The sequence below is a fragment of the Thioalkalivibrio sp. ALJ7 genome, from assembly GCF_000376865.1.
In the GTDB taxonomy this organism is placed as follows: Bacteria; Pseudomonadota; Gammaproteobacteria; order Ectothiorhodospirales; family Ectothiorhodospiraceae; genus Thioalkalivibrio.
Genome location: NZ_AQXQ01000012.1, coordinates 14,850 through 38,619, shown reverse-complemented (window position 1 = coordinate 38,619; position 23,770 = coordinate 14,850). Strand labels below are relative to the sequence as shown.

Annotated in this window: 19 protein-coding genes and 1 tRNA gene; 10 read left to right on the top strand and 10 right to left on the bottom strand. The window is 65.3% G+C overall.

What is annotated here, in order from left to right; all coding sequences use genetic code 11:
* Nucleotides 1-3: 3 nt before the first annotated feature.
* The 5 genes from D002_RS0108855 to mutS all read right to left on the bottom strand — a co-directional run bounded on the left by D002_RS0108855 (nt 4) and on the right by mutS (nt 5,853).
* On the bottom strand, nt 4-645 hold the full coding sequence (locus D002_RS0108855) for a C39 family peptidase (RefSeq protein ID WP_231362947.1): 642 nt from the start codon (nt 643-645) through the stop codon (nt 4-6).
* A gap of 71 nt (nt 646-716) precedes the next feature.
* Entirely contained in the window at nt 717-1,070 is a 354-nt protein-coding gene (locus D002_RS13135; protein WP_026181623.1) for a hypothetical protein, read from the bottom strand.
* Nucleotides 1,071-1,174: 104 nt separating this feature from the next.
* On the bottom strand, nt 1,175-2,146 hold the full coding sequence (locus tag D002_RS0108845) for a hypothetical protein (protein WP_018141559.1): 972 nt from the start codon (nt 2,144-2,146) through the stop codon (nt 1,175-1,177).
* Between the two features lie 525 nt (nt 2,147-2,671).
* Nucleotides 2,672-2,995 (bottom strand): ferredoxin FdxA, encoded by a 324-nt coding sequence (gene fdxA, locus D002_RS0108840; protein WP_018141558.1) that lies wholly within the window; start codon nt 2,993-2,995, stop codon nt 2,672-2,674.
* A gap of 212 nt (nt 2,996-3,207) precedes the next feature.
* Nucleotides 3,208-5,853: a DNA mismatch repair protein MutS gene (gene mutS, locus D002_RS0108835; RefSeq protein ID WP_051068451.1), complete on the bottom strand. Its 2,646-nt coding sequence runs from the start codon at nt 5,851-5,853 to the stop codon at nt 3,208-3,210.
* Between the two features lie 133 nt (nt 5,854-5,986).
* On the opposite strand from mutS, the gene D002_RS0108830 reads away from it, so the two are divergent.
* From D002_RS0108830 to D002_RS0108790, 9 genes are all read left to right on the top strand, one after another.
* Nucleotides 5,987-6,292: a PilZ domain-containing protein gene (locus D002_RS0108830; protein WP_018141556.1), complete on the top strand. Its 306-nt coding sequence runs from the start codon at nt 5,987-5,989 to the stop codon at nt 6,290-6,292.
* Between the two features lies 1 nt (nt 6,293).
* On the top strand, nt 6,294-6,827 hold the full coding sequence (locus tag D002_RS0108825; protein WP_018141555.1) for a CinA family protein: 534 nt from the start codon (nt 6,294-6,296) through the stop codon (nt 6,825-6,827).
* A 182-nt stretch (nt 6,828-7,009) separates the two neighbouring features.
* Nucleotides 7,010-8,056, top strand: coding sequence for a recombinase RecA (gene recA, locus D002_RS0108820; protein WP_018141554.1), 1,047 nt, complete (start codon nt 7,010-7,012; stop codon nt 8,054-8,056).
* A complete protein-coding gene (locus tag D002_RS0108815; RefSeq protein ID WP_018874524.1) occupies nt 8,031-8,519 on the top strand; it encodes a regulatory protein RecX in 489 nt (162 codons plus the stop codon). The genes recA and D002_RS0108815 overlap by 26 nt, the downstream gene beginning before the upstream one ends.
* A gap of 379 nt (nt 8,520-8,898) precedes the next feature.
* Nucleotides 8,899-9,189 (top strand): GIY-YIG nuclease family protein, encoded by a 291-nt coding sequence (locus D002_RS0108810; RefSeq protein ID WP_018141552.1) that lies wholly within the window; start codon nt 8,899-8,901, stop codon nt 9,187-9,189.
* Nucleotides 9,190-9,579: 390 nt separating this feature from the next.
* Nucleotides 9,580-12,189, top strand: coding sequence for an alanine--tRNA ligase (alaS, locus tag D002_RS0108805; protein ID WP_018141551.1), 2,610 nt, complete (start codon nt 9,580-9,582; stop codon nt 12,187-12,189).
* A 468-nt stretch (nt 12,190-12,657) separates the two neighbouring features.
* Nucleotides 12,658-13,902, top strand: coding sequence for an aspartate kinase (locus D002_RS0108800; protein ID WP_018141550.1), 1,245 nt, complete (start codon nt 12,658-12,660; stop codon nt 13,900-13,902).
* A gap of 68 nt (nt 13,903-13,970) precedes the next feature.
* Entirely contained in the window at nt 13,971-14,225 is a 255-nt protein-coding gene (gene csrA / locus D002_RS0108795) for a carbon storage regulator CsrA (RefSeq protein ID WP_018141549.1), read from the top strand.
* A gap of 95 nt (nt 14,226-14,320) precedes the next feature.
* Nucleotides 14,321-14,411, top strand: a tRNA-Ser gene (locus D002_RS0108790).
* 229 nt (nt 14,412-14,640) lie between these two features.
* Here D002_RS0108790 and gloA read toward each other — a convergent pair.
* From gloA to trxB, 5 genes are all read right to left on the bottom strand, one after another.
* Nucleotides 14,641-15,141 carry a lactoylglutathione lyase gene (gene gloA / locus D002_RS0108785; protein WP_018141548.1) on the bottom strand — a complete coding sequence of 167 codons (501 nt, stop codon included), beginning with the start codon at nt 15,139-15,141 and terminating at the stop codon, nt 14,641-14,643.
* A gap of 485 nt (nt 15,142-15,626) precedes the next feature.
* Nucleotides 15,627-16,301 carry a hypothetical protein gene (locus D002_RS0108780; RefSeq protein ID WP_018141547.1) on the bottom strand — a complete coding sequence of 225 codons (675 nt, stop codon included), beginning with the start codon at nt 16,299-16,301 and terminating at the stop codon, nt 15,627-15,629.
* Between the two features lie 404 nt (nt 16,302-16,705).
* Complete coding sequence (gene aat / locus D002_RS0108775; RefSeq protein ID WP_018141546.1) at nt 16,706-17,461, bottom strand: leucyl/phenylalanyl-tRNA--protein transferase; 756 nt, start codon at nt 17,459-17,461, stop codon at nt 16,706-16,708.
* 135 nt (nt 17,462-17,596) lie between these two features.
* Nucleotides 17,597-18,841 (bottom strand): GNAT family N-acetyltransferase, encoded by a 1,245-nt coding sequence (locus D002_RS0108770; protein WP_018141545.1) that lies wholly within the window; start codon nt 18,839-18,841, stop codon nt 17,597-17,599.
* Nucleotides 18,842-18,844: 3 nt separating this feature from the next.
* The gene (trxB, locus tag D002_RS0108765) at nt 18,845-19,975 is read right to left on the bottom strand and encodes a thioredoxin-disulfide reductase (RefSeq protein ID WP_018141544.1); all 1,131 of its coding nucleotides are present in this window, start codon (nt 19,973-19,975) and stop codon (nt 18,845-18,847) included.
* A gap of 883 nt (nt 19,976-20,858) precedes the next feature.
* Here trxB and D002_RS0108760 point away from each other — a divergent pair.
* The gene (locus D002_RS0108760; protein WP_018141543.1) at nt 20,859-23,753 is read left to right on the top strand and encodes a ribonucleoside-diphosphate reductase subunit alpha; all 2,895 of its coding nucleotides are present in this window, start codon (nt 20,859-20,861) and stop codon (nt 23,751-23,753) included.
* The last annotated feature ends 17 nt before the right edge of the window (nt 23,754-23,770 follow it).

Below are 23,770 nucleotides of genomic sequence, written 5' to 3'. Positions count from 1 at the left end.
GGGTTACCATTCGCGTGCCCGCGGCAGATTCAGGGTGAAGCGGGAAAGATCGCTGCGAACCACGCCATCGCCGACAGGGGCGCGGGTGATGGCGGCCCAGGTCTGAGGGGGGTTGAAGCTCTGGCGCGCGCGTTCCACATCGTCGCGAATGATGAACAGGATGTCGTTGACCCAGACGTCCTCGAACTCGCCACGGCGGTAGCTCTTGAGTCCCAGGGCGGGATCCCCCACCAGCACCTCGCGATCGCGCAGGCCCTTGATCACCACAAAATGGCGGTAGCCCCGCGTCTCGATCATCGCGATCGCGGGCACCCCGAGGTTCTCCAGGTCGTCCAGGCCGATGCGGAAACCGTCGGCCGCCAGACCCACTTCGGATTCGAGGTAGGTCTTCATGTCCAGTAACGAGAAGCCCTGGGTGCGGATCAGATCCTGGTCACCCCGGCGGAACATGCCGTCAAAGGTGGTGGTTTCCTCGGTGGGTCGGTCGTAGTGATAGCTCAGCAGGGTGGCCAGAGCCGCGGAGCCACAGCTGAAATCGTATTGCTGGGGCACGACCGAACGAAATCGCAGGGTCTTCATGCTCTCGACCGGTATGTTCATGCTCCCGATGACACCGGGAATCTGGGCGCCGCCCATCTGGGCCATCAGCAGAGAAGGTGTCTGCAGGGCGATGACCACTGCGGCCAGCACCCGAAAAATAAGGCGGCGGGTCATGTTCAGGGGTTGATCGTGACGTTCACGATCATGGATTCCTGGATGGCCACGTTGTGGCCCGTGTTCTGGATAACCGTGGAGAAGCCGCGGGCATTGTCGAAGGCGCCATTGGCGATCAGGTTGGTACCGCCATGGCCGCCCAGAACGACGTTGTCATGCAGCGCAATCTGGGAGTGAACCTGGCCCAGTTGTACATTACTGACGCCCTGCCGTGCGCGTTGCAGGTTAAGGGTTTCGGTATCGACCGCTGTCAGGGTCTGCATAGGCAGTAAGGATGATGATCCGGGATCGACTGGGTTCTCGTTGGTATCCGCCGCAATGGCGGAGCCCGTCATCAGGACCAGTCCAGCGAGTATCGCGGGTGCGAGGCCTCGGGGACGCTTCAGGGTAGGGGACATGGCCGCAATCTCCGTGGTGGGCCGCGGCGCGACGGATCCGGAGATCCGCCGCGCGACGAAGGCTAGTTGCCCAGGTTGAGGTGCGCCTGCACCGATACCTGCTGTTGCGTCAGGCTGTTGGCCCCGCTGTTCTGCGAGACCTGGGTGATGCCGGCCGGTGCCACGAACGAATCGGAGCCGATCGTGTTGTAAGCCGTGTTGCGCGACTTTTCACCGATGTCCACGTAGTTGCCGGTGACCGTGCCGGACAGCTCGTTCTGGCTGACCACCGCGTTGACCTGCAGCATGGTGTTGAAGCTGTCGGTCGCGGTGTTATTGCCGGAATCCATGACCGCGAGGCTGTTATCGGAGTGGTCGCTCTGATCGCGGTTCACGGTGGCGGTGGAGCCGTTGTTGGCGGCCGCACTGTTGTCGTCGGCGTTGGCGGAGCTGTTGTCGGAGCTGTCGTTACCCGAATCGGAGATGTTCAGGCTGTTGTCCGAACTGTCGTTGCCGGAATCGGCGATGTTCAGGCTGTTGTCGGAGTTGTCGTTCCCCGAGTCGGAGATGTTCAGACTGTTGTCCGAGTTGTCGTTGCCGGAATCGGCGATATTCAAGCTGTTGTCGGAGCTGTCATTACCCGAGTCAGCGATGTTCAGGCTGTTGTCCGAACTGTCGTTACCCGAATCCGAGACCGTGGTATTACCGGAGTCGGCAATGTTCGTGCTGTTGTCGGAGCTGTTATTGCCCGAGTCGGCGATGTTCAGGCTGTTGTCCGAGCTGTCATTGCCCGAATCCGAGACCGTGGTGTTGCCGGAGTCGGTGACGTGCGTGCTGTTGTCCGAGCTGTTGGACAGATCGGAGTCATTGATCGCGAACGCCTGGGAATACTCGTTCGCCGAGGCGCCGCCGCCGTCGGCCGAGGAGGTGGCAGTAGCGGTCTGATCGCCGACCTCGCCATCGGCGGTGTTGGTGGGGTTGGCCAGTGCCAGGCCGGAGCTCAGGCCAAAGGCCAGGGCGACAGCGGATGCAATCAGGGTCTTTTTGAAGTTCATGGTCGAATCTCCTTGTAGGTGATATCCGGTTACCCGGGAACGCAGTGACCATGACGAAACCGTCTGGCTACTGCGCCCTGATGCATTGCAGGACTCGGGCCACCTCTCGATTTGTAAGGATTAACAAGGGGTTGCAGGAATGGCACGCGGCACCGCCGCGAACAAATTGTTTCGTTCGCGATACAGGCGCTGTGCGCATTCGCGACCTTCGTCACGTAACCAAATGAAAAATCAAGGAAACTTCTGGGAAAGCGACTGCATCGTTCGGGAGACAGCCGCGGAATGGCCGAAGAAATGGCCCGATCAGGGGCCTTGTGGCCGGACGGGAGGGCGAGCCGGGATGGTGTTGCGGGGCTGGGGACGAAGCCCTCTCGGGCTACCGGTCATGCGGCAATAGGCGTTAGTGCCGCGAGGCCGCCGACTGGGCGCTCACGGTAGGATTGGGCCCCCCCGCGTGAGCGCCTGGATTCGTTCGAGTTGACCCGAGCGGGTCACTGAATCAGCGGTTCTCCTAGGGAGTTCTCCCTAGCGTTCCAGGTACTGCAGCTTGTTCTCGACGCCATCCCATTCTTCGGCATCGTCCGGCGGGTCCTTGCGTGCGGTGATCACCGGCCAGGTCCGGGCGAGTTCGGCATTCAGCTCGATGAAATGCATCTGGTCCTCTGGCACGTCATCCTCTGGCAGTATCGCCTCGGCTGGGCATTCCGGTTCGCACAGGGTGCAGTCGATGCACTCGTCCGGATCGATCGTCAGGAAGTTGGGGCCTTCATGGAAGCAGTCGACCGGGCAGACCTCGACGCAGTCGGTGTACTTGCACTTGATGCAGTTATCGATAACGACGAACGTCATGCTGTTTCTCCCTTGAAATTCACTCTTGTGACCGGTCGCTTCCTCGGACCGGTCGGCCTGTTGCGCCGCTATCCGGCAGGATTTCGCCGCATTGTAACGCCTCGGGACCACCGTTCGGGAATCCCCGGAGAAGCCTGTTCACTTTTCCCCGTTTTCTGGCGTAAAGCGACGCGGCGAGCGCCCGAGACAAAACCGACGTCGGCGTGCCGCGGCTAATCCGGGCTGCGCAGGGCCTCTTTCATCCGGTACAGGGCGTCCAGGGCCTCGCGCGGGGACATCTCGTCCGGGTCCAGGGTGTCGAACAGGGCCTTCAGCGCGCGTTCTTCCGGGGCCGGCGCGGGGTGCATGTCCGGTTCCGGCTCGACGGGCGGCTCGCTCGGCGTCGGGGTGAACAGGCCCAGCTGTGGTGACTCGGCAGTGGCCGCGCGGTCCTCTAGCTCGCGCAGGTGGTGGCGAGCCAGCTTCAGCACGTCGGCCGGCACACCCGCCAGATGGGCGACCTGCAGGCCATAGCTCTGATTGGCGGGGCCTTCGCGCACCTGATGCAGGAACACGATGCTGTGTTCGTGCTCCATGGCATCGGTGTGCACGTTGGCCACCGCCGACTCGCGCTCGGCCAGGGCGGTTAGCTCGAAGTAATGCGTCGCGAATAGCGTCAAGGCCTGGTTGTGGCGCGCCAGGCGTTCGGCGCAGGCCAGTGCCAGGGCAAGACCGTCGAAGGTGCTGGTACCGCGACCGATCTCGTCCATTAATACAAGGCTCTCCGGACCGGCGTTGTGCAGGATATTCGCCGCCTCGGTCATCTCCACCATGAAAGTGGAGCGTCCGGAGGTCAGGTCGTCGGAGGCCCCGATACGAGTGAAAATGCGATCCACCGGCCCGATCCGCGCGCGCGTCGCCGGGACGAAGCTGCCCATGCAGGCGAGCAGCACGATCAGCGCGGTCTGACGCATGTAGGTGGACTTGCCGCCCATGTTGGGGCCGGTGATGACCAGCAGGCGGCGGCTCTCCGGGTCCAGTTCGGTATCGTTGGCGACGAACGGGGCGTCCAGCCCCGCTTCCACTACCGGGTGGCGGCCCTGCTCGATCTGGATGCCGGGCTCCGACACCAGCTCCGGGCAGTGCCAGTCCAGGCGCTGGGCGCGCTCCGCCAAACAGGTGAGGGCGTCCAGTTCGGACAGGGCCTCGGCAATCGCCCGCAGACGCGGTATACGGCCCTGAAGCTCGGTGATCAGGCCATCGAACAGGGCGCGTTCACGCGCCATCGCCTGCTCCCGGGCGGAGAGGATCTCGTCTTCGAAACGCTTGAGCTCCTCGGTGGTATAGCGCTCGGCGTTCTTCAGGGTTTGGCGGCGCATGAAACGTCCGGGCAGCTCGGCCGAACGGCTGCGCGAGACCTCGATGTAATACCCGTGGACCCGGTTATAGGCGACCTTGAGCGTAGGGATGTCGGTCGCCTCGCGCTCGCGCGCCTCGATCTCGCGCAGAAAGCTGTCGGCGTCGTTCTCCAGTGCGCGCAGGCGGTCCAGTTCGGCATCGAAACCGGTGCGGATCATGCCGCCGTCGGTGACCCGAAGCGGCGGCTCTTCCACCAGTGCGGCGGCCAGCGTCGCGCTTAGCTCGTGCTCGGGGGTGAGCGTCGCGTGCAGGGCCTCGAGACGTCCGCTGGCCGTCTGCAGGGGCTCCAGGGCCTGGTGCAGGGGCGGCAGCCGTTCGAGGCTGGCGAGCAGGGCGGTCAGGTCGCGCGGCCGGGCGCTGCCCAGGGCAATGCGCGACAGGATGCGCTCGACGTCCGCGCTTCCGGACAGAGCCTCGCGCAGCGCCTCCCAGGCGTCCTTCTCCAAGAGTGCGGTGATCGCGGTCTGGCGTTCGCGCAGCAGGGTGCGATCGCGCAGGGGCTGGTGCAGCCATTGCAGCAGCTGGCGCGAGCCCATCGCGGAGCGGGTGGTGTCCAGCAGCTCCAGCAACGAGCCACGACGCTCGCCGGACAGGGTGCGGGTCAGTTCGAGGTTGCGACGGGTGGCTGGGTCCAGCACCAGCATGTGGCTGCGCAGTTCATGCGCCAGGCCGGTGATGTGGGCCAGATCCCCGCGGTAGCGACTCTGCACGTAGGCGAGCAGGGCGCCGGCCGCGGCCACGCCGAGATCCAGGCCCTCGCAGCCGAACCCGGAGAGGTCGCGGGTGCCGAAATGGGTGGTCAGTACCCGCCGGGCGGAAATGCCATCGAAGTGCCAGTCCGCGTGGCGTTGCGGGGCGAAGCTTGCGATCCCCGGGATCGGTCCGGCCTGATCCGGGATCAGGCATTCCACCGGATCCAGGCGGGCCAGCTCGGCCGCCAGTTCCGTCGCGTCGCGCACCTCCAGCAAGCGGAACTGGCCGCTGGCGAACTCCAGGCTGGCGATGCCGAAGCCCTCCTTGCGGCCCTTGATCGCCGCCGAGCCGGCCGGGCAGACCGCCACCATGCGGTTGATGCTGCGGGCCTCCAGCAGGGCCTCTTCGGTCACCGTCCCGGGGGTGACAACGCGCACGACCTCGCGCTTGACCGGACCTTTCTGTGCGCCGACCGCGCCGGTCTGCTCGCAGATCGCGACGCTCTCGCCCAGCTTCAGCAGGCGCGAGAGGTAGCTCTCCAGGGTGTGCACCGGGATACCGGCCATCGGGATCGGTTGCTCGGCCGACTCACCGCGCCGGGTCAGGGTGATGTCGAGCAGGCCCGCGGCGCGCTCGGCGTCGCCGTAGAACAGCTCGTAGAAATCGCCCATGCGGTAGAGCAGCAGTGTATCCGGGTACTCGGCCTTGATCCCGAGGTACTGCTGCATCATTGGCGTATGGGCAGAGAGGGCTTCGGCGGTGCTCATCGGTTCGGCGACGCTCGATCCGGGCAAACGCGCAGTATACGGATGCGGGGCGCGACATGGCAGGTGGGGGTGTCCGAGTGAGTTGTGCCACACTCGGGGCAGCGCAAGCGACGCTATATCAGGGAGGGGGGCCATGATCGGGGAAGAGGACCGGCGCGATCACCGAAGGATGCAGGTGTCGGCCGCGGCGCGCATGATCTGGCGCTCCAGCGGAGAATCCGTTGATGTGCAGCTGGAAGACCTTTCCGCCACCGGCTGCAGTTTCGTCGTGCAGCGGGAGACCGACCCGGGTGTGAAGGTCAGCATCACGGTACCGAGCCCGGACGGTCGCTTGCAGGGGCTTGAGCGTCATGGTCGGGTCGTGCGCTGTGAGCCCGTGGATGAGGCTGGTGGTGGCTGGCGGGTGGCCATTGCCTTTGATCCCGAAGGAGAGTCCTGACATGGAAGCAGAATCCACCACCACGATCCTGACGCTGCGCGAGGCCGATGCCCCGAGCCTTTCGGCTCTGGTGTACGACCTGGGCGAGCGCCTGATGGCGCGCGGCCAGCGCCTGTGTACCGTGGAATCCTGTACCGGGGGTGGCATCGCCCAGGCGTTGACCGATATCCCCGGGAGTTCGCAATGGTTCGAATGCGGCTGGGTTGCCTATTCCAACGCCGCCAAGGCCCACATGCTCGATGTGCCCCCCGAGCTGATCGAGGCCGAGGGCGCGGTCAGCGAGGCCGTGGCGCGGGCCATGGTCGAGGGTGGTTTGGCCCGCAGTGATGCCGACTTCGCGCTCTCCGTGACCGGGGTCGCCGGGCCTTCCGGCGGCACCCCGGAGAAGCCGGTGGGCACCGTTTGCTTCGGTTGGCAGGCGCGCGGCCAGGAAGCGCGCGTGCACACCATCCACTTCGAGGGTGAGCGTCACGAGGTCCGCCTGCAGGCCATGCTACACGCCCTGGGCGAGTTGCTGGCCCACGAGGCGGCCTGACGCGGCGTTGCGTTGTTGGGGGTGTTCGCCTGCCCCATCGTCCCTGAACTTCATCATGGCCGTACTAGGACTCGCGCGGGTTGGGTCGTCTCCCTCCCTGTGGGATACTGCGGCCCCGCACCCGCCGGCCGTTACCCGGACCCGGGTCGGCAACCATCGCTGTACGTATCGGGAGGCATACCGTGGACGAGAATCGCAAGAAGGCCCTGACCGCCGCACTGGGACAGATCGAGCGCCAATTCGGCAAGGGCGCCGTGATGCGCATGGGCGATCAGGAGGCGGTGGACGTTCCGGCGATCTCCACGGGCTCCCTGGCGTTGGACATCGCGCTGGGCATCGGTGGCGTGCCACGTGGCCGCGTGGTCGAGATCTACGGGCCGGAGTCCTCGGGCAAGACCACCCTGACCCTGCAGGTGGTGGCCGAGGCGCAGAAGGCAGGTGGGACGGCCGCCTTCGTCGACGCCGAGCACGCGCTGGACCCGACGTATGCCGAGAAGCTGGGCGTGAACGTCGACGATCTGCTGGTCTCGCAGCCGGATACCGGCGAGCAGGCGCTGGAGATCGCCGATATGCTGGTGCGCTCCGGCGCGGTGGATGTGGTGATCGTCGACTCCGTGGCCGCGCTGACGCCCAAGGCGGAGATCGAGGGCGAGATGGGCGACTCCCACGTCGGCCTGCAGGCGCGTCTGATGTCGCAGGCGCTGCGCAAGCTGACCGCCAACATCAAGCGCTCCAACACCCTGGTGATCTTCATCAACCAGATCCGTATGAAGATCGGCGTGATGTTCGGCAGCCCCGAGACCACCACCGGCGGCAACGCGCTCAAGTTCTACTCCTCCGTGCGCATGGACATCCGCCGTATCGGCGCGATCAAGAAGGGCGACGAGGTGATCGGCAACGAGACCCGCGTGAAGGTCGTGAAGAACAAGATGGCGCCCCCGTTCCGCGAGGCCTATTTCGAGATCCTCTACGGCGAGGGCATCTCGCGGGTCGGCGAGATCATCGAGATGGGCGTGAAGGAAGGCCTGATCGACAAGGCCGGCGCCTGGTACAGCTACAACGGCGAGCGCATTGGTCAGGGCAAAGAGAACGCCCGCCAGTACCTGAAGGACAACCCGCATATCGCCGAGGAAGTCGAAAAGACCCTGCGCGAACGCCTGTTGCCCAAGCGCAAGAAGGCCTCGGACGAGGACGCCCCGGTCGATGCCCCGATCGAGGAGCAAGGCTGACCCAGCCGACCCCGAGGCCGCGCTTGAAGCCGGCCTGCGGTTGCTGGTTCGACGCGAACACTCCGCGCTGGAGCTGAGCCGCAAGCTGGCCGAGCGCGGCTTCGAGCGGGATGCGGTCGACGCCGCGCTGGAGCGCGCGCGCGAGCTGGACTACCTGAGCGATACCCGTTACGCCGATTTCATGGCCAGGCACCGGACGGAGCAGGGCTACGGCGAACAGCGGATTCGCGCCGAACTTGCCCACAACGGCATCGGCAACGACACCGTCAACGCCGCCCTTGAGGTGCTCGAGGTCGACTGGCTCGACCAGGCCCGTGGCCAGCTCGAACGCCACTTCCGTAATCCCCCCGAGACCCGCGAGGACGAGGCCCGCATGCTCCGCCACCTCGCTGGCCGCGGGTTCCCCGGTGGCATCGCCCACCAGGCCCTGGCCGCCTGGAAGGACGACGCAGGCGACTCCTGACGGATTGCTTCGTCGCTTCGTTCCTCGCAATGACGGGTTTGGAGGAACGTCATTGCGAGGAGCGAAGCGACGAAGCAATCTCCGAGAGAACCACCAGATCCGGGGTCTGGCCGACGACCCAACCGATTGCCACAGCCCCTTTGGGGCCTCGCAATGACGTATTTCTGACCCCGTCATTGCGAGGAGCCCTGCGACGAAGCAATCTGTGTCCAGAGCCACCCGACCCAGACGCCGAGTGATCCACCAGCGATTGCCACGGCCCCTGCGGGGCCTCGCAATGACGTCCTTGTGCTGCGGACACGCTAGCGTCCCGCTGGTCAATGGCCGAAAGGATTCTCGGCCGCTGAGTACCAATGTGCAGTCGCCCAGGGAGGGAGCGATGAAACGACCCTGTGTCTACATGATGAGCAACCGTCGTGACGGGACTCTCTACGTCGGTGTGACCAGTAACCTGGTGCAGCGGGTCTGGCAGCATCGCTCGGGAACGATATCCGGGTTCACCAGCCGCTACGGTCTGCATCGGCTTGTCTGGTTCGAGCAATGCGTGGAGATGGAATCTGCGATTGAACGCGAAAAGCAGCTGAAGGCGGGCCCGCGGCGCAGGAAGGTTGCGCTGATCGAGCAGGTGAACCCCGAGTGGCGGGATCTGTTCGACGACATTGTGGGTTGAACGCGACTGGGGAGGTCCTTGCCGATTGCTTCGTCGCCACGCTCCTCGCAATGACCGCGATCATGGTGCGTCATTGCGAGGCGTTGGAGGGGCCGTGGCAGTCGTTGGTGGGTCACTCGGCGCTTGGATCAGGTGGCCGTGGATGCCGATTGCTTCGTCGCGTTGCTCCTCGCAATGACGTCGTTTTTGTCCCGTCATTGCGAGCGCAGCGAAGCAATCGCTCTACGGAACCACCTGATCCCGATTCTGGTCAGGCTCAGCCGATTGCCACACCCTCTTCGGAGCCTGGTGATGATAGGCAACATGGCCCGAAGGCGGGGGCGGCAATACGCGGGTTGGGGGCTTGCGTGATAGGATTCCGGTTTTGACCCCATATTCAATCGGAACCGCATGAAAAGCGCCGACATTCGCCGGAGTTTCCTCGAATTCTTTGAAGGGCACGGCCACAGCATCGTGCCGTCCAGCCCGCTGGTACCCGCCAACGACCCCACGTTGCTGTTCACCAACGCGGGCATGGTCCAGTTCAAGGACGTGTTTCTCGGTCGCGAGAAGCGCCCGTATACCCGTGCCGTGTCCACTCAGCGCTGCGTGCGTGCCGGTGGCAAGCACAACGATCTCGAGAACGTCGGCTATACCGCACGGCACCATACTTTCTTCGAGATGCTGGGCAACTTCAGCTTTGGCGACTACTTCAAGCGCGATGCGATTCACTACTGCTGGCAATTCCTGACCGAGACCATCGGTCTGCCGCCGGAAAAGCTCTGGATTACGGTCTACGAGACCGACGAGGACGCCTACAACGTCTGGGCGAACGAGATCCAGGTCCCGGCCGAGCGCATCATCCGCATCGGCGACGACCCGGATGGCGGCTCCGACAACTTCTGGCAGATGGGCGACACCGGTCCCTGCGGCCCCTGCACCGAGGTCTTCTATGACCACGGCCCCGCCGTCGAGGGCGGCCCGCCCGGTTCCCCGGACGAGGACGGGGATCGCTACATCGAGATCTGGAACCTTGTGTTCATGCAGTACGACCGCGACGCGGACGGCACGCTGAACCCGCTGCCGCGCCCGTCGGTGGACACCGGCATGGGCCTGGAACGCCTGGCCGCTGTGCTGCAGGGCGTGCACTCCAACTACGAGATTGACCTGTTCCAGGAGCTGATCGCGGCCGCTGCCCGCGTGACGGGAGCCAAGGAAAAGGATTCCGCCTCGCTGCGCGTGATTGCCGATCACATCCGCTCCATCGCGTTCCTGATTACCGATGGTGTGCTGCCCTCCAACGAGGGCCGTGGCTACGTGCTGCGCCGCATCATCCGCCGCGCCGCCCGTCACGGTTTCAAGGTGGGGGCGCAGGACGCCTTCCTCTACCAGATCGTTGGCGATCTGGTGCGCGTGATGGGCGCGGCCTTCCCGGAGCTGGCCGAGGCACAAGGCCAGGTTGAGACGGTACTGGAGAAGGAAGAACGCAAGTTCCTGGAAACCTTGGACAAGGGCATGAAGATCCTGGAAGACGATCTGCGTGACCTGAAGGGCACGGTGATCCCCGGCGAGACGATCTTCCTGCTCTATGACACCTATGGCTTCCCGGTGGACCTGACCGGCGACATCGCCCGCGAGCGGGGCCTGGAACTGGACATGGAAGGTTTCGAGGCCGCCATGGGCGACCAGCGCGCCCGCGCGCGGGCCGCGAGTCACTTCTCCATGGAGGGCGGTGGTCTGCCCCAGGTCGATGTGGAGACCACGTTCTCCGGGTATGACACGGTGGACGACGAGGGCCGTGTGGTTGCCCTGTACCAGAACGGCGAGCCCGTGGAGCGGCTTGAGGTCGGGGCCGAGGGTCTGGTCGTGCTCGACCGCACCCCGTTCTACGGCGAATCCGGTGGTCAGGTCGGCGATGTCGGGACGCTGTCTGGTTCCGGCGTGCGTTTTCAGGTCTCGGACACCCGCAAGCAGGGCGCCGCGCACATCCATATTGGTCAGGTGCGAGCCGGTACGCTGGAGCGTGACCAGACGCTGCAGGCTGCAGTGGAAGGCCCGCGCCGCGAGAATATCCGCCGCCACCACTCCGCCACCCACCTGCTGCACAAGGCCCTGCGTGACCAGCTGGGCGATCACGTGCAGCAGAAGGGCTCCCTGGTGGACCCGGACCGCTTGCGTTTCGACTTTACCCATATGGAGCCGCTAACCGCCGAGCAGCTGCGGTCCATCGAGACCCAGGTGAATGCCGAAATCCTGGCCAACGAGGCAACCGATACCCGCGTGATGGACATCGAGTCCGCGATGGAGTCCGGTGCGGTCGCTCTGTTCGGTGAGAAATACGGCGACCAGGTGCGCGTGCTGAAGATCGGTACGTCCGTCGAGCTGTGTGGCGGCACCCATGTCAATCGCACCGGCGATATTGGCCTGTTCCGCGTCACCTCCGAGGGTGGTGTCGCCGCCGGTATCCGCCGTATCGAGGCGGTCGCTGGCGAGGTCGCGCTGCGCTGGGTCGACCAGCAGCTGGGGCACCTCGACGCGATCGCCGACCGCCTGCGTGCCGGGCGCGGCGAGGCGGCCGAGAAGGTCGGCCAGTTGCAGGAGCGTACCCGCGAACTGGAAAAGCAGGTCACACGGCTCAAGGGCAAGCTGGCCAGCCAGGCAGGGGACGATCTCGGTTCTCAGGCGAAGGACATTGGTGGCATCCAGGTGCTGGCGGCGAAGGTCGAGGGCGTGGAGCCCAAGGCCCTGCGCGACATGGTGGACCAGCTCAAGCAGAAGCTGGGCCAGGCCGTGGTGGTGCTGGGCACCTCGACCGGCGAGGGCAAGGTCAGTCTGGTGGCGGGCGTGACCAAGGCCGAGACCGAGCGCTTCAAGGCCGGCGACCTGGTGGGTCATGTTGCCTCGCAGGTAGATGGCAAGGGCGGTGGCCGCCCGGACATGGCGATGGCCGGCGGCCAGAGCCCGGACAAACTGGATGCCGCACTGGCCTCGGTCGAGGACTGGGTGCGCGAACGCGCCTGACCGGCCCAATACATGCCAACACCGTCATCGCGAGGCGCGCAGCGCCGCGGCGACCTCCGGGGGTGGCCCCGGGCCTGGAAGGCAGAAGATGGATCCGGTGGCTTCGGATGGCGATTGCCACGGCCCCGGTCGGGGCCTCGCAATGACGAGGCCTTGTCATCGCGAGGCGCGCCGCGCCGTGGCGATCTCCGGGGTTGGCCTCGGCGCTGGAAGGCAGAAGATGGATCCGGTGGCTTCGGATGGCGATTGCCGCGGCCCCTGACGGGGCCTCGCAATGACGATGGTCTTGTCATCGCGAGGCGCGCAGCGCCGCGGCGATCTCCGGGGGCAGGCCCCGGTGTTGGAGCCATCAACGATGTCGATGGTTTTGGGCGTAGGTTGCTACGGCGCCTCACGGGGCCTCGCAACGAGGGGACGAATAGTGTTTAATGCGCCGCCTTCCCAGGCGGCGGTGAATGGAATCTTCAAATGGCGTTGCTGGTACTCAAATTTGGTGGCACCTCGGTGGGTTCGCCGGAACGTATCCAGGCGGTGGCCGACCGCGCGCTAAAACTGCGCGAGGAAGGCCATCAGCTGGTGATCGTGGTCTCCGCGATGAGCGGCGAAACCGACCGTCTGCTGGGGCTGGCCCATGCCCTCAACCCGCGCGCCGACGGCCGCGAGCTGGACGTGCTGCTGTCCACGGGTGAACAAGTCACCATTGCATTGCTGTCCATGGCGTTGGAGGCGCAGGGTTGCCCGGCGCGGTCCTATACCGGGGCGCAGGTCACCATCCGCACCGATAGCGCCCACAACAAGGCGCGCATCCGCAGCATCGACGACGCCCGCGTGCGCGCGGACCTGGACGCTGGGCGTGTGGTGGTCGTGGCGGGCTTCCAGGGTGTGGACGAGCATGGCGCCATCACGACCCTGGGTCGTGGCGGTTCGGACACTACGGCCGTGGCGTTGGCGGCGGCGCTAAAGGCCGACGAGTGCCGTATCTACACCGATGTCGATGGTGTCTACACCACGGATCCGCGTCTGGTGCCGCATGCCCGCCGCCTGCACAGCATCACCTTCGAAGAGATGCTGGAGATGGCGAGCCTGGGTTCCAAAGTGCTGCAGATCCGCGCGGTGGAATTTGCCGGCAAGTACAACGTCCCTCTTAGAGTGCTGTCCTCGTTCGAGGAAGGACCGGGGACCCTGATTACCACGGAGGAGGATGCGCAGGTGGAACAGGCGCTGGTTGCGGGTATCGCGTTCAATCAGAACGAGGCCCAATTGACGGTTCAGGGCGTCCCCGATCAGCCGGGGGTCGCGCATCGCATCCTCGGGCCGATCGCGGAGGCCAACATTGAGGTGGACATGATTGTGCAGAACGTCGGTGCCGATCAGACCACCGACTTCACGTTCACGGTCCACCGGAACGACTACGACAAGGCCCTGGAGATCCTGCAGGCGGCCGCGAAGGCGCTTGGTGCACGCGAAGTCTCCGGCGATACTCATATCGTGAAGATCTCGGTAGTGGGCGTGGGTATGCGCTCGCATGCCGGGATCGCAAGCAAGATGTTCGAGGCCTTGTCACACGAAACCATCAACATCCGGATGATCTCCACCTCCGAAATTAAGATCTCCGTGGTCGTGGATGAGAAGTACCTCGAACTTGCAGTACGTGCTCTGCATGATGCCTTTGAACTTGAGCAGGAACCTGTCGGTCAACAGGAGGACGGTTAAGGATGACAGACCGTAAAACGGTTACCGGACGACCGACTGCGTCCGACACAGGCACTGCGGAGAAGAGCATGCTCATTTTGACTCGACGTGTGGGCGAGACCCTCATGATCGGCGAAGACGTATCCGTCACCGTCCTGGGGGTCAAGGGCAATCAGGTTCGTATCGGCATCAACGCGCCCCAGGACGTCGCCGTCCACCGCGAGGAGATCTTCCAGCGCATTCAGCGGGAATCGAACGTGGCGGATAGCGATGAGGGTAGCGGAACCTCCAGCGGTGGAAACACCGGCGCTGGCGGTGCTGCGGCAGCCGCACGCGAAGACTGAACCTACCGCAGGGGTAGTAGACGGCCCGGAGGCCCGAATCGGCCTGCCGGGCCTTTCATTTGGCGGCCCAAGGCCTTATCCTGTGCCCCGTTTCCGGAGAGTTGGCCGAGTGGTCGAAGGCGCTCCCCTGCTAAGGGAGTATGGGTCAAAAGCCCATCGAGGGTTCGAATCCCTCACTCTCCGCCAAATCCTGCAAAGGGGGCCCGAGTGGCCCCTTTCGCATGTCTGGCCCCCGAGATTTCCGGGATTCGAACCCGAGATATGAGCACGATGGTTCGACTTCGGTGAATCGCTGGCCTTTCCCAATGAGCCAGGCCTAGCCCCAATCCTGTAGGAGCGCGCTCGCGCGCGAAGCCCCGCCAGCGCCGGTGGCGGGCAACACTGACGGTGCTACCCGCTCGGTTGGCAGTGGGGCCTACCGCCCCAGCCCCGTCAGACGGCTGGGTTCGAGGATCTCGATCCAGTAGCCGTCAAGGTCCTTCACGAAGGCGATGTCCTTCAGGCCGCCCTCGTCGGGGCGTTTCACGAACTCCACATTGTTGTCGTCGAACCAGCGCACGGCCGCGTCCAGGTCGGGCACAGAGAAGCAAATGTGGCCGAAGCCCTGGGGTTCTTCGTTGCCGTCGTGGTAGTGGAAGTCCGCGTCTTTCTCGGTGCCGTAGTTATAGGTCAGCTCAAGGATGCCGCGCTGGCTGAACATCCAGCGGGTGGCCTCGCCTTCGTCCTTCGGCGGCTGTGGCTCGTCCTCGCCGATTTTCGCCAGGAAGTAGAGCGTGAACTCGAACTCGGGGAAATCGAGGGTCTTGACCAGTTGCATGCCGAAGACGCGCTGGTAGAAATCCAGGGCCTTCTGCGGGTCCTTCACGCGCAGCATGGTGTGGTTGATGCGGAAGCCGGTGGTCGGTTGCTCGCTCATGGTTCGTCCTTGTATTCCGAAAAAGGGTAATCCGAAGACTGGAACACGATGGGGCAGGTTCCCTCAAGTACGGCCGTCACGCCTTCGGGCCCGGGTTTCGTCACTGCGAGGAGGCAAAGCCGACGTGGCAGTCGGTTGGGGGTTATCCCGGCGCCGAGGATTGCATTGGGAGATTGCTTCGCGCTGCTCGCAATGACGGGATGGTGGATTGGCCGGGAACCCATATGCCCGTCACTGCGAGGCGGCGCAGCCGACGTGGCAGTCGGGCGGGGTTGCCCCGATGTTGGGGTTCCCCGAGAGATTGCTTCGCGGCGCTCGCAATGACCGGGTGTTGGAGCCCTCGTGAATATGCCCCTCGGTCACTGCGAGGAGGCAAAGCCGACGTGGCAGTCGGTCGGGGTTGCCCCGACGTTGGGGTTCCCCGGTAGACCGCGTAGCGGTCCTCGCGATGACGATCTGTTAAACGACTCTGGAGGCGGTTTCGGCTACTGTCGACAGAACGGCCAGATCTGGTAGAAGCGTCGGCATTGGAACTCGGATTCGCAGCTGGAGAGCTGGGACTCGTAGCGGCTTGCGCGTTGGGCGACCTGTTGGGCTGCGGATCGCACCTGCGGTTTATTCTGGTAACTCCCGCGGCTGTAGCCGCCCTGGCCTTCGTGGTAAGCGAGGTACAGGTGCTCGGGGTTGTTCAGCGAGACGCCGGTCATGCGCTGGGTCCGGGCGTTGTACCAGCCGATGAAGTCGGTGGCGTGCTTCATGTGCGTGCGCCGCGCGAAGCGGCTGCCCGCCTGTTCCTGGTATTCACCCCAGACCGGGTCCTGCGCCTGGGCATAGCCATAGGCGGACGAGGGGCGGCTCCAGGGGATGAAGCCCAGCACGCGTTCGCGATCCGGGCGCACATGGCTGCGGAACGAGGACTCCTGCTGGATGAAGGACATCTGGGTCGCGATGGGCGTGCCCCATTCTTGTTCGGAATCGCGGGCGTAGTCGTACCAGCGCGGCTGTTCGCGGAAGATCTCGCAGATATTGCTCTGATCCTGGGGCGGGGAGGGCGCGAGCATCGCACACCCTGCCGTGATCGCGGCCAGAGCCAGCAGCAAGCCCGCGCGCAGGCCGTTGAGCGCTATGGTCCGCCATTCCCCCTGATATGCCTTGCCCACCCGAATCTCCCGTTCGGTTCCCCGATGGCCGGGAGTATAAAGCACCCTCGGCCGGAGCAAAGGGCTGGAGGTGGGGGCTCCCGGTTGCTCCACCATCCCGTCATTGCGATCAGCGCGAAGCAATCTCCCAATGCAGTCCTCGGCGCTGGGATACCCCCAACCGACTGCCACGTCGGCTGCGCCTCCTCGCAGTGACGGGGGCGGGGGCGAGTGGGGAGGGAGCTCTGTGGCGGGGCTGCGGCAGTGGCCTGTGGGAAAGGTCTGTGGGAAAGGTCTGTGGGAAAGGTCTGTGGGAGAGGTCTGTGGGAGCGGGCTTGCCCGCGAAGCCCCCGCCCGCGGCGAAACTGGGCAAGACCCATTCGCGGGCAAGCCCGCTCCCACAAAGGGCATGGGCGCCGCTGCTGTTATGCGGCGGTGTTCCAGCCGATATCCAGGGGGCTCAAGGCGGGATCGGTTTGCCAGGGGCCTGGCGGGATGGGCGCGTCGGCGATCTCGCGGATGCGCGCCAGGAATTCGTGGCGGGGCAGGCGTTCGGCGCCCAGGTTCAGCAGGTGGGGGGTTTCCATCTGCACGTCGATCAGCGGCCAGTCCCAGGCGACCAGGTGGCGGCATAGCCAGGCCAGGGCGATCTTGGAGGCGTCCCGCTCGCGCGAGAACATCGACTCGCCGCAGAACAGCCGCCCCACGCTCACCCCGTACAGTCCCCCAATCAGGCGCGGGCCGTCCCACACCTCCACCGAGTGCGCGTGTCCCGTGCGATGCAGTGCGATATACGCCTGCTGCATGCTGGAGGTGATCCAGGTCCCTTCGGCGTATTCGCGCGGCGCCGCGCAGCCCTGGATGACCGCCTCGAAGGCGCAGTCGAAACTGACGCGGTAACCACGATTGCGGATCGCCTTCTTCAGGCTGCGGTGCAGGTGGAACCGGCTCGGTTCCAGCACCGCGCGCGGGTCCGGGCTCCACCACAGGATCGGTTGCCCGGCCTCGAACCAGGGGAAGATCCCGTGGCGGTAGGCGTTCAGCAGCCGCGGCACGGAGAGGTCGCCCCCGGCCGCGAGCAGGCCGTTGGGCTCGGGCAGGGCATGCGCCGGGTCCGGGAACGGCGCCTCTGGGTGCTCGGGGTCCAGCCAGGGCAGCGTGATCTGTGGGCCGGAGTTCATGGGGTGGCTCCTGTTGGCGCAGGAGATGGGAGACCTGTGTTCCGTGGGAGCCTGCTTGCAGGCGAATGGTCTGTGGCGGGCTCCAGCGCGGGCAGGGGCTTCGCGGGCAAGCCCGCTCCCACAGGTGGGGGTTGGTCAGGTGTTGGGGGCATCGTCGGGTTGGGGCTGGCGGTAGGGCGAGTGTTCGTGCAGGCGTTCGCACTGGGCGCGCATCATGGCCGCCTCGCGTTCGCAGAAGTCGCGTACCGGCTGTTCGAAGCCCTCGGTCAGGATCATGTGGGCGGAGTAGGTGGGCGTCGGCAGGAAGCCGCGCGGGATCTTGTGCTCGCCCTGGGCGCCGGGCTCGAAGCGAGTGAGCCCCTCGCGAATGCAGAACTCGATGCCCTGGTAATAGCAGGTCTCGAAGTGCAGGTCGGCCAGCTCCTCGGTGCAGCCCCAGAAGCGCCCGTAAAGGGTGTCGTGGCTGCGGTAGCAAAGCGCCGCGGCGATGGTTTCGCCTTCGTCGGTCGCGTCTGATCCCGTCCCCGTTGGCCGTCGTGCCTCGAACAGCACGACCTGATCACCAAGCTCGGTGGCGGTCTCTACAAAGAAGGCCTCCGACAGGGTCGGGATGCCCATGTGCTTCTCGAAGGTGTCGACGTAGAAGCGGTGGAAGCGCGCCCAGTCCTCGGGCGATCCGGTGGCCCCGGTCAGCGTGCGGAACTCGATGCCGGCCTCGTTGACGCGGCGACGTTCGCGCTTGATGTTCTTGCGCTTCTTCGAGCTAAGCGCGGCCAGGAAGTCATCGAAGCCTGCGTAGTCGGCATTGGTCCAGTGGTACTGGCAGCCCATGCGCTCGGGCAGCCCCATCTCGCGGGTCACCTCTAGATCGTCCTGGGTCGGGAACAGGACGTTCACGCCCGAGGCGTTCAGCTCGCGCCCATGGGTGACCAGGGCGCGCACGAGCAGGGTGCGCAGGTGGTCGAAGTCCGGCGCCTCCGGATGCACCAGCAGGCGCGGCCCGGTGGCCGGGGTGTAGGGCACGGAGACGACCAGCTTGGGGTAGTAGTTCAGCCCGTGGCGGTTCCACGCGCCTTCCCAGGCGAAGTCGAACACGAACTCGCCGTAGTTGTTGGTCTTGGCATAGGCGGGTGCGGCCGCGACGAGCTGGTCGTCGCGGAAGATCAGCACATGCTGCGGGAACCAGCCGAACTGGCGGCCCAGGCACTCGTGGCGCTCCAGGCCCTCCAGAAAGGCATGACGCAGGAACGGCTCGGTGCCGCCGGTCAGGGCATCCCAGGCGGCCGGGTCGACGTCCGCCAGGCCATCACGCAACTCGATGCGCTCCGCCGGTTCCTCCGCCGGTGGGCTCGGTGCCCCGGTGTCGCCCTCGGCGTTCACGGCCTAGCCGTTCTCTTCGAGGTATTTCTCCGCGTCCAATGCGGCCATGCAGCCCGTGCCGGCGGAGGTCACCGCCTGGCGATAAACATGGTCCATCACGTCGCCGGCGGCGAACACGCCCGGTACCGAAGTGGCGGTGGCGTTGCCCTCCAGCCCGCTTTGCACCTTGATGTAGCCCCCGGCCATGTCCAGCTGGCCCTGGAAGATATCGGTGTTCGGCTTGTGGCCGATCGCGATAAACACGCCCATCAGCTCGACATCCTTCGTCTCGCCGCTTTGCGCGTGCTTGATGCGCATGCCGGTCACTCCGGAGTCGTCGCCCAGGATCTCGTCCAGGGTGTGGTTCCACTCGATAGTCACGTTGCCGTTCTTTTCCTTCTCGAACAGCTTGTCCTGCAGGATCTTCTCCGCGCGCAGGGAATCGCGACGGTGGACCAGGGTCACCTCGGAGGCGATGTTGGACAGGTACAGCGCTTCTTCGACCGCGGTATTACCGCCGCCGATCACCGCCACCTTCTGGTTGCGATAGAAGAAGCCATCGCAGGTGGCGCAGGCGGACACACCCTTGCCGGCGAAGGTGGTCTCGGACTCCAGCCCCAGATACTGGGCGGAGGCGCCGGTGCAAATGATCAGCGCATCGCAGGTGTACTCGCCGCTGTCGCCGGTCAGCCGGTAGGGCTTGTCCTTCAGTTGCACCGTGTGGATGTGGTCGAAGATGACCTCGGTGTCGAAGCGCTCGGCGTGCTTCTTCATCCGTTCCATCAGCTCGGGGCCCTGCACGCCGTCGTTGTCGCCGGGCCAGTTGTCCACGTCGGTGGTGGTCATCAGCTGGCCGCCCTGTTCCAGGCCGGTGATCACGACCGGGTTCAGGTTGGCGCGCGCGGCATACACGGCGGCGGTCCAGCCGGCCGGGCCGGAGCCCAGGATCAGCAGCGGGCGGTGGCGGGCTTCCTTCCCGCTATCCTTCCCCTTGCTGTCGGACTTGGCCTCGGATGGCCCGCCCAGCTGCACGGCGCCGGCGGCGGACTGCATGGCCCCGGTGGCAGTGGCCATCTTCGGTGCCTTGTCTTGGGCCTGGGCGGCTTCGCTCTTTTTGTTCTTCTTGTCCTTTTTGGATTTCTTGCCGTCGCTCATCGCGCTTTCCTTCTGAAGTCACATTGAATTCGGTGGCAGTGGCGGTCGGGCCGTCACTGCGGGTGTTGCACACGATACCTGATCACGGCGCAGTGTCCGGGTTCCGGGGGCTGCCGGCGTGAGTCGCGTTGTGGCCCATGGCCCACGTGGAGGCCGGCGGCGCGCCCCGAGCTCGTGGGGGTGGCCGGGTTCGGATCTAGGGAAACACTGATTAATGCACGCGCTCGCGCTCGAGTCACTTTTGCGTGCGAACAAGGCGCGGCGACTGCCGTGCAGTCATTCTGCACAAGGGAACCGCAACGCCGTGCGCGCGCCCGTTTTTGATCAACAACGGGCGGCCGATCCCCGTCTTTCAATAGCTTGTGGGGGTTGGCACCCCAGGTTCCCCGATCCTGCGTTGCGCCGCTTGCGGGTAGAACCACTACCCGCTGCACGACGCGCCTTGTCTCGGAAAACCTGGGGTGCCAACGCGAGCGCGTGCATTAATCAGTGTTTCCCTAGGGCCTCGAATGCCGGGAATTATTGGGACGGCGCGGGGCTTTGTCCAACGGGGTCACAGGCATCGCGGGAACGGCGGGATCGCTGTCGGCATCCAACGGTCAGGGCCCTCGATTTCAGTAATCGCGGACCATAAGACATTTTCATGACTGCGCCGCCCGGAGAGACCGGCCCGTGAGTCACTACATCAGGGTTTGGTGGATAACTCGGGTGCTCGCCCGGGAATGGCGACAGGACGGGCAATGGCCGTTTTTATCCACAGCTTGCCCACGGCTTGTCCGCCTGTTGTTCTTTCTCGGGATACAATATGTAGTGGCTATGAAGTTCCCGATCCCCGATCTATAGTATTCCACGTTCGATCCAACACCAGCGCACGAGGCCCGTCATGAACAGCGAACCCTACACCGCCGAAGCCCAGGAGGGCACCCAGTACCCGCCGCAAGCCGAACCGTCGGCCGAGGTCCTGGCGACCAGCCCGGGCCAGCATCAGGTGATTCGCCGTAATGGCAAGGTCACCGGCTTCGATGCGTCCAAGATCGAGGTGGCGGTGACCAAGGCCTTCCTCGCGGTGGAGGGCGGCAATGCCGCGGCCAGCCGTCGCATCCACGAGATCTCCAAGGAGGTCGCCGGCCAGGTGGTCGACAGCCTGTTCCGCCGTGCCGGTACCCAGGGCATGACGGTGCACATCGAGGACATCCAGGACCAGGTGGAACTGGCCCTGATGCGCGGCGGCCACCACAAGGTCGCGCGGGCCTACGTGATCTACCGCGAACAGCAGGCGCAGAAGCGCGCCGCCGAGGCCGCGGAGCTGGGTGAAGACGAGCAGGCCGCCGCCGTCGTGCTGAACGTAACCCGGGCCGACGGCACCCAGGCCCCGCTGGACGAGGCGCGTCTGCAGGCGGTGGTGGCCGAGGCCTGTGACGGCATCGAGCAGGTCGATGGCGAGAAGATCCTGACCGAGGCGCGCCGCAACCTGTTCGACGGCGTGGCCGAGAAGGACGTGGCCACCGCGCTGGTGATGGCTGCACGCGTGATGATCGAGCAGGAGCCGAACTACTCCGAGGTCACCGCCCGGTTGCTGATGGACGCGCTGCGCCGCGAGGCCCTGAGCTTCGTGCATGGCCGTCCGGAAGAGGCCACCCAGGCCCAGCTGGCCGAGCGCTACGCCGAATACTTCGGCGCCTACATCAAGCGCGCCGCCGATCTGGAGCTGGTCGACAGCGAGCTGACCCGCTACGACCTCGACAAGCTGGGCGCGGCGATCAAGCCGGAGCGCGACCTGCAGTTCACCTACCTCGGCCTGCAGACCCTGTACGACCGCTACTTCATCCACAGCGATGGCACCCGCTTCGAGCTGCCGCAGGCGTTCTTCATGCGCGTGGCGATGGGCCTGGCGATCAACGAGATCGACCGCGAGGCGCGCGCGATCGAGTTCTACAACCTGCTGAGCTCGTTCGACTTCATGAGCTCCACGCCGACCCTGTTCAACTCCGGCACCCTGCGCCCGCAGCTCTCCAGCTGCTACCTGACCAGCGTCCCGGACGACCTGGACGGCATCTACAGCGCCATCCGCGACAACGCGCTGCTGTCCAAGTTTGCCGGTGGCCTGGGCAACGACTGGACCCGCGTGCGCGGTATGGGCGCCCACATCAAGGGCACCAACGGCAAGTCGCAGGGCGTGGTCCCGTTCCTGAAGGTCGCCAACGACACCGCCGTGGCGGTGAACCAGGGCGGCAAGCGCAAGGGCGCCGTGTGCGCCTACCTCGAGAGCTGGCACATCGATGTCGAGGAGTTCATCGAGCTGCGCAAGAACACCGGCGACGACCGTCGCCGCACCCACGACATGAACAGCGCCAACTGGATACCGGACCTGTTCATGAAGCGGATCGCCGAGGACGGCGACTGGACCCTGTTCTCCCCGAACGAGACCCCGGACCTGCACGACCTGGTCGGCGCCGAGTTCGAAAAGCGCTACTGCGAATACGAAGAGAAGGCCGCGCGCGGCGAGCTGCGCGTGCACAAGACCATGAAGGCCGTGGACCTGTGGCGGAAGATGCTCGGCATGCTGTTCGAGACCGGCCATCCGTGGATGACCTTCAAGGACCCGTGCAACCTGCGCAGCCCGCAGCAACACACCGGCGTGGTCCACAGCTCGAACCTGTGCACCGAGATCACCCTGAACACCTCGGATGACGAGATCGCGGTGTGCAACCTGGGCTCGATCAACCTGGCCGCGCATGTGAACGAGGCCGGCGAGCTGGACCTGCCCAAGCTGGAGCAGACGGTGAACACCGCCATGCGCATGCTCGACAACGTGATCGACTACAACTACTACTCCGTGCCGCAGGCGCGGCGCTCCAACCTGCGCCACCGCCCGGTGGGGCTGGGGGTCATGGGCTTCCAGGACGCGCTGTACAAGCTGCGCGTGCCGTATGCCTCCGAGGCGGCGGTGGAGTTTGCCGACACCTCCATGGAGGCGGTGTCCTACTACGCCATCAAGGCCTCGACCGATCTCGCCGAAGAGCGTGGCCGCTACGAGAGCTTCCCGGGCAGCCTGTGGAGCCAGGGCATCCTGCCGATCGACTCCATCGACAAGCTGGCCGAGACCCGTGGCGAGTACCTGCAGATGGACACCACCCAGCGCCTGGAGTGGGACAAGCTGCGCAAGCGGGTGAAGAAGGTCGGCATGCGCAACTCCAACACCATGGCGATCGCGCCGACCGCGACCATCTCCAACATCTGCGGGGTCAGCCAGTCGATCGAGCCGACCTACCAGAACCTGTTCGTCAAATCGAACCTGTCCGGCGAGTTCACCGTGATCAACCCGTACCTGGTGCGCGACCTGAAAGACCGCGAGCTGTGGGACGAGGTCATGGTCAACGACCTCAAGTACTACGACGGCTCCGTGCAGCCGCTGGACCGCGTACCGGAGGACATCAAGGCCCTGTACGCCACCGCGTTCGAGCTGGACACCCGCTGGCTGGTCGAGGCCGCCTCGCGCCGGCAGAAGTGGATCGACCAGGCGCAGAGCCTGAACCTCTACATGGCCGAGCCCTCCGGGCCCAAGCTGGACGCCCTGTACAAGCTGGCCTGGGTGCGCGGCCTGAAGACGACCTACTACCTGCGCTCCATGGGCGCGACCCACGTGGAAAAGAGCACCGTGGCCGACTCCTCGCGCGCCAACAAGCTGAACGCCGTCTCCGGCGGCCAGCAGGCAGCCGAGCCCGAGGCCCCGAAAGCCTGTTCCATCCTCGACCCGGACTGCGAGGCCTGCCAGTAAGGCGGCCCCGCCCACGG

Coding starts and splice junctions, on each gene's coding strand:
- D002_RS0108855 (WP_231362947.1), bottom strand. CDS start 645: ATGGCCCAGATGGGCGGCGCCCAGATTCCCGGTGTCATCGGGAGCATG.
- mutS (WP_051068451.1), bottom strand. CDS start 5,853: ATGAGCACCGCCGAAGCCCTCTCTGCCCATACGCCAATGATGCAGCAG.
- D002_RS0108760 (WP_018141543.1), top strand. CDS start 20,859: ATGAACAGCGAACCCTACACCGCCGAAGCCCAGGAGGGCACCCAGTAC.
- D002_RS0108845 (WP_018141559.1), bottom strand. CDS start 2,146: ATGAACTTCAAAAAGACCCTGATTGCATCCGCTGTCGCCCTGGCCTTT.
- trxB (WP_018141544.1), bottom strand. CDS start 19,975: ATGAGCGACGGCAAGAAATCCAAAAAGGACAAGAAGAACAAAAAGAGC.
- csrA (WP_018141549.1), top strand. CDS start 13,971: ATGCTCATTTTGACTCGACGTGTGGGCGAGACCCTCATGATCGGCGAA.
- fdxA (WP_018141558.1), bottom strand. CDS start 2,995: ATGACGTTCGTCGTTATCGATAACTGCATCAAGTGCAAGTACACCGAC.
- gloA (WP_018141548.1), bottom strand. CDS start 15,141: ATGAGCGAGCAACCGACCACCGGCTTCCGCATCAACCACACCATGCTG.
- aat (WP_018141546.1), bottom strand. CDS start 17,461: ATGAACTCCGGCCCACAGATCACGCTGCCCTGGCTGGACCCCGAGCAC.
- alaS (WP_018141551.1), top strand. CDS start 9,580: ATGAAAAGCGCCGACATTCGCCGGAGTTTCCTCGAATTCTTTGAAGGG.
- D002_RS0108830 (WP_018141556.1), top strand. CDS start 5,987: ATGATCGGGGAAGAGGACCGGCGCGATCACCGAAGGATGCAGGTGTCG.
- D002_RS0108825 (WP_018141555.1), top strand. CDS start 6,294: ATGGAAGCAGAATCCACCACCACGATCCTGACGCTGCGCGAGGCCGAT.
- D002_RS0108815 (WP_018874524.1), top strand. CDS start 8,031: ATGCCCCGATCGAGGAGCAAGGCTGACCCAGCCGACCCCGAGGCCGCG.
- D002_RS0108810 (WP_018141552.1), top strand. CDS start 8,899: ATGAAACGACCCTGTGTCTACATGATGAGCAACCGTCGTGACGGGACT.
- D002_RS0108800 (WP_018141550.1), top strand. CDS start 12,658: ATGGCGTTGCTGGTACTCAAATTTGGTGGCACCTCGGTGGGTTCGCCG.